The sequence below is a fragment of the Streptococcus sp. P25B114 genome (assembly GCF_053010325.1).
The window spans coordinates 1-5,238 of record NZ_JBRKNW010000037.1 but is presented as its reverse complement, the minus strand read 5'-3'; the positions used below and the strand labels follow the sequence as shown (position 1 = coordinate 5,238).

Here is a 5,238-nt window from a genome sequence, read left to right as displayed (position 1 = left end):
GGTGCATGACTCGCTTAATGCTTCATTAGGGGAGCTTTATTTTTAGTGATAACGGGAAGTAGCTCAGCTTGGTAGAGTACTTGGTTTGGGACCAAGGTGTCGCAGGTTCGAATCCTGTCTTCCCGATGTTACAAATCAAAGAGTGCTCATTGGGCATTCTTTTTTGATTTTACTGTTCAAAAAATTTAAGCTCTTTGTCAACTTTAGTGGGTAGATGAAAAGCTAAGACCTAGAGAGGACGAACTTCGTTCTCTCTTTCTTTATCTCTTTCTAGTTTTTAGGAGATAAGCTGAAAAGGGCTCTCCCCAGCCCTTTTCACTGTTCAAAGCAATCAAAATGCGTTTTTTAAAGTTCTCATCTTCCTGAAACCAAAGGCATTTCTCTTAATGACTTTGATGAGATTATTGGTAGCTTCCAGTTTGGCGTTGGAATAGGGCAATTCTAGGGCATTCAAAACCTTGTCTTTATCCTTTAGAAATGTCTTAAATACCGTCTGGAAAACAGGTTTAACAGTGACTATTTCCTGTTCGATGAGGTCAAAGAAATGGTCTGAGTTCTTCTCTTGGACATGGAATAAGAGCAATTGATAGAGTTCATAGTGTTGTCGTAGTACCTCTGAAAAAGACAGGAGTTTTTCCAGTATTTCCTTGTTAGTCAAATGCATTCGAAACATAGGGCGATAAAATCGTTTATCATTGATTTTCCGGCTATCTTATTGTATCAATTTCCAGTAGCGTTTTAAGGCTCGGTATTCGTGCGATTTTCTGTCGAATTGATTCATAATTTGAATACGAACACGGTTCATAGCACGGCTAAGTTGTTGAACAATATGAAAGCGATCAAGGACGATTTTGGCATGCGGGAGTGAAATAGTCTGGGAGACTATTTCAGCCTGAGCTTGGAAATTAGCAAAGCGAAGGGGTTAGCCAGCTGATAACACGTGCTAAACATGTCCATAGTGATGATTTTAACGCTATTCCAGACAGATTAGAAATCGCGTAAAAGTCATTTTCGCCCACCTACAACTGTTGACAAAGAGCCTTTTTAATATGAACTTTCTCTAATGGTCAATGTCGTTCTGAGTTTGATTTTTCGTGGGTGGTGGGCGGTTGGATTTGCAATGATGCGGTCCAAGAGTTGCATAGCTTCAAGGCCCATTTCCTCCGTGAAAACGCTGATAGAGGAGAGTGCCGGATAGACTTGACGAGTGATGGCGGTGTCGTTGAAGGTGATGATTTGAACACGATCAGGAACCTCAATTTGCCGCTCTTGTAGGGCTCGCAAAGCACCGACAGCCAGCGTATCGTTGGCCATGAAGAAGGCTGGTGGCAGGTCGTCGCCCAATTCTTGTATTGCACGGGTCATCAGTTCGTAGCCTGACTGGGTGGAAAATTTCCCGATATAGCAGTAATTTTCTTTGTAGATGCCCAAGGTGGACAGATAGTCATGATAGCTGAGCAAGCGGGGGTCGGCAGGCAGGTCTTGTCCGTCGGAGGTCTTTTCCTGCCCGACTAGCAGTCCGATGTCAGCGATACCTTGACTGCGAAAATGATTGATGACGGTTTGAACCGAGTGGTTAAAATCAGTGGTTACACAGGAGAACCCTTCGGTCAGAGTATCACTGTCCACAAAGACCAGATGAGGAGACAAGCTGGTCAGCTCTGCTATTTGCCTAGAAGAAAATTTGCCCACTGCGATGATGCCGTTAACCTCGGCCAGGAGCGGATTGCTCAGGTCGTTGAAGGAGAGGATGAGCTGATAGCCCAGTCGGCTAGCCTCGCGCTCGATGCTGACGCGGATAGAGTAATAGTAGAGGTCGGCTAATTCCTCGCTTTCTGTGTACCATTGGACAAGTCCGATGGTGCCTTTTTGTTGGGGCGCCTGCTTTTTCAAATGTTTGGTATAGCCCATTTCTTGAGCCAAGTCTAGGATGCGTTCGCGAGTTTCTGGACTGACGGATAGGCTGTTATCTCCATTGAGAACTCTGGAAATAGTGGCGGATGAGAGCTGTGCTCTAACTGCAATTTCTTTGATAGTGACCATGGCTTTCCCCTTTCTTTTTCTTTGATTATAGCACAATAGAAAAGATTAGTAAAATTTTAGTAAATTCTTGACAAGGTCTTTTTTTAGATATAAAATAAAAGAAATCGATTACAATTCAAGGAGGTTCTTATGAACAAGGAACAAATCACACAAGCCTTTCAGGATGTATTTGGTCAAGAAGCGGACGCGGCATTCTTCTCGCCAGGTCGAATTAACCTGATTGGTGAACACACGGACTACAACGGCGGTCATGTTTTCCCAGCTGCCATTACTTTGGGGACCTATGGTGCAGCCCGCAAGCGTGATGACCAAGTCCTGCGCTTTTACTCTGCCAATTTTGAGGAATTGGGCATTATTGAGGTGGAATTGGGCAATTTAGTCTACGATAAGGCCCATAACTGGACCAACTACGCCAAGGGCGTACTCAAGTTCTTGCAGGAGGCTGGACATACGATTGACTCGGGTATGGACGTCTACATCTATGGCAATATTCCAAATGGGTCTGGTCTGTCCTCATCAGCCTCTTTGGAACTGCTGATTGGGATTATTGCAGAGGAGCTATACAAGTTAGACTTGACTCGCCTTGATTTGGTTAAAATCGGAAAATTGACGGAAAATCAGTTCATCGGGGTTAATTCAGGAATCATGGACCAATTTGCTATCGGTATGGGTGCGGACAATAAGGCGATTTACCTAGATACCAATACGTTGGAATATGACTTGGTACCGCTGGATTTGGGCGACCATGTCATTGTTATCATGAATACCAATAAGCGCCGTGAATTGGCAGATTCTAAGTACAATGAGCGACGTGCGGAATGTGAAAAAGCGGTGGAAGAGCTCAATTCTGTCCTCTCTATCGAGACCTTGGGTGAGTTGGACGAATGGACTTTCGACGAATATGCTTACTTGATTAAGGACGAAAACCGTCTCAAACGGGCGCGCCATGCCGTTCTGGAAAATCAACGGACCTTGCAGGCTCGGGCAGCGCTTGAAGCTGGTGATTTGGCAAAATTCGGTCGTCTGGTCAATGCCTCACATGTGTCCTTGGAGCATGATTATGAAGTGACCGGTCTGGAATTGGATACGTTGGCCCACACCGCTTGGCAACAAGAGGGCGTTCTCGGGGCGAGGATGACGGGAGCAGGATTTGGTGGCTGTGGCATTGCCATTGTCCACAAGGATAAGGTAGAGGCCTTTAAGGAAAATGTTGGCAAGACCTACACAGAAGTGGTCGGCTATGCACCTAGCTTTTATGTGGCAGAAATTGCTGGCGGTTCAACCGTTTTGTAAGATGTGAAATGATGAAGGAGAGACGATGGCAAATCTGGTAGATACATTTGTGGAGCAAGCGATTGTTCATAGTGACTTTGAGGAGATGGACCGTCTCTATCTGCGCAATCGGGTTTTGGCCTTGGTTGGCGAGCAGGTCTTGGATATTGAGACGGAGCTGACGGATATGATTGCCCTCAAAGATGCCTTGTTGGCATCGGCTCTTGAGGCTGGTCAAGTTGGGGAACTCTTGGAGGAGCAGGACATGGTTGGGGCTAGTCTGATGGACTTGGTGACACCGGCTCCTAGTCAGGTCAACCGTCAATTTTGGGCGACCTATGAAAATAGTCCGGAGCAGGCTATTGCGGCTTTCTATGACCTCAGCAAGCGCAATGATTATATCAAGCTAGCAGCTGTTGCCAAAAATATCTATTACCAAGTACCGACAGATTATGGCAATCTGGAAATCACCATCAACTTGTCCAAACCAGAGAAGGATCCGAAAGCCATTGCGGCGGCCAAATTAGCAGAAGCAAGTAATTATCCTAAATGCCTGCTCTGTATGGAAAATGAGGGCTATCAGGGGCGGATCAATCATCCTGCTCGTGCGAATCACCGGATTATTCGTCTTCAGTTGGGGCAGGAGAACTGGGGCTTTCAGTATTCGCCCTATGCTTATTTTAATGAGCATGCCATTTTCCTCAATGCTGAGCATGTGCCAATGGCTATTACGCCACAGACCTTTGAGCAACTCTTGGATTTGATTGACCTTTTGCCGGGTTATTTTGTCGGTTCCAATTCGGATTTGCCGATTTCTGGTGGCTCTATCTTGACCCACAATCACTATCAGGGCGGTCGGCACACCTTCCCCATGGATGAGGCGCCGATTGAGCAGGAGCTGATGTTTACAGGCTTTGAAGGTGTACAGGCTGGACTGGTCAAGTGGCCCATGTCGGTCATCCGTTTGACTTCCAGCGATCGGACGGCGCTGCTTGGTTTGGCGGCTAAGATTTTGGAAAAATGGCGGAGCTATTCAGATGACTTGGTTGGAATTAAGGCTGAGACGAATGGAGTACCGCATCATACCATTACACCGATTGCCCGCAAGCGTGACGGTCGTTATGAGCTGGACTTGGTCCTCCGCGACAATCAGACCTCGGAGGAATTCCCAGATGGCATCTACCATCCTCATCCAGATGTTCAGCATATCAAGAAAGAAAATATCGGCTTAATTGAAGTCATGGGCTTGGCCATCTTGCCACCGCGCCTTAAGGCGGAGTTGGCCGAGGTGGAGAAATTCCTGCTGGGGCAGGACAGTCAAGTGGCAGTCTATCACCAAGACTGGGCAGACCGCTTGAAGGCCGCTCACAGCTCAATTACCGCTGAAAATGTCCAAGAGATTGTCCGCACGTCCGTGGGACAAATCTTTGCCCGTGTACTTGAAGATGCTGGCGTCTACAAACGCACACCAGAAGGCCAAGCTGCCTTTAGAAGATTTGTCGAGTTTGTGGGGGTTGTATAATAACTTTCGAAGGGTAGGCAGACGCCTGCTCTTTTTGTTATAATAGTAAAAGTTATCAAAGGAGTAGATATGAAAAATTCAAAAATTGGGACTTTCATTACGCTTGTGGCAGGTATTGCTTGGGGTTTGTCGGGAGTCAGTGGGCAATATTTGATGACGCGTGGGGTGACGGTTGAGATGATTACGACCCTGCGTTTGGTGATTTCGGGCGTGGTTCTGCTGGGCGTGGCCTATTTGACCAGTAGGGACCAGTTGATGGCTGTTTTGAAAAATAAAACATACTAAGATTAGTAGTGAGGAAATCTCCGACGGGAGAAAGTACTCACTACTTTTTCTTTATGATAAAGTAGAGGTGTCTTGTTAAGTCGTAGGGCTTTTTGACGCTAGACGTCGCAACAAAA

At 46.3% G+C, this 5,238-nt stretch carries 4 protein-coding genes, 1 tRNA gene and 1 pseudogene; 4 read left to right on the top strand and 2 right to left on the bottom strand.

What is annotated here, in order from left to right:
* Window positions 1–52: 52 nt before the first annotated feature.
* Window positions 53–126, top strand: a tRNA-Pro gene (locus ACVC7T_RS10840).
* Window positions 127–222: 96 nt separating this feature from the next.
* On the opposite strand, the pseudogene ACVC7T_RS10835 reads toward ACVC7T_RS10840, so the two are convergent.
* Window positions 223–972 (bottom strand): annotated as a pseudogene (locus ACVC7T_RS10835) (transposase); the annotation flags it as partial.
* A gap of 72 nt (window positions 973–1,044) precedes the next feature.
* Window positions 1,045–2,043 carry a LacI family DNA-binding transcriptional regulator gene (locus ACVC7T_RS10830; protein WP_105111452.1) on the bottom strand — a complete coding sequence of 333 codons (999 nt, stop codon included), beginning with the start codon at window positions 2,041–2,043 and terminating at the stop codon, window positions 1,045–1,047.
* Between the two features lie 129 nt (window positions 2,044–2,172).
* On the opposite strand from ACVC7T_RS10830, the gene ACVC7T_RS10825 reads away from it, so the two are divergent.
* The 3 genes from ACVC7T_RS10825 (at window position 2,173) to ACVC7T_RS10815 (ending at window position 5,122) form a co-directional block, all read left to right on the top strand.
* Window positions 2,173–3,336: a galactokinase gene (locus tag ACVC7T_RS10825; RefSeq protein ID WP_172074317.1), complete on the top strand. Its 1,164-nt coding sequence runs from the start codon at window positions 2,173–2,175 to the stop codon at window positions 3,334–3,336.
* Window positions 3,337–3,361: 25 nt separating this feature from the next.
* Complete coding sequence (gene galT, locus ACVC7T_RS10820) at window positions 3,362–4,837, top strand: UDP-glucose--hexose-1-phosphate uridylyltransferase (protein ID WP_447262944.1); 1,476 nt, start codon at window positions 3,362–3,364, stop codon at window positions 4,835–4,837.
* Window positions 4,838–4,906: 69 nt separating this feature from the next.
* Window positions 4,907–5,122 (top strand): hypothetical protein, encoded by a 216-nt coding sequence (locus ACVC7T_RS10815; RefSeq protein ID WP_447262943.1) that lies wholly within the window; start codon window positions 4,907–4,909, stop codon window positions 5,120–5,122.
* The last annotated feature ends 116 nt before the right edge of the window (window positions 5,123–5,238 follow it).

What these genes read in the sequence shown, in the direction of transcription:
- ACVC7T_RS10830 (WP_105111452.1), bottom strand. Translation starts at nt 2,043, where the DNA reads ATGGTCACTATCAAAGAAATTGCAGTTAGAGCACAGCTCTCATCCGCC.
- ACVC7T_RS10825 (WP_172074317.1), top strand. Translation starts at nt 2,173, where the DNA reads ATGAACAAGGAACAAATCACACAAGCCTTTCAGGATGTATTTGGTCAA.
- galT (WP_447262944.1), top strand. Translation starts at nt 3,362, where the DNA reads ATGGCAAATCTGGTAGATACATTTGTGGAGCAAGCGATTGTTCATAGT.
- ACVC7T_RS10815 (WP_447262943.1), top strand. Translation starts at nt 4,907, where the DNA reads ATGAAAAATTCAAAAATTGGGACTTTCATTACGCTTGTGGCAGGTATT.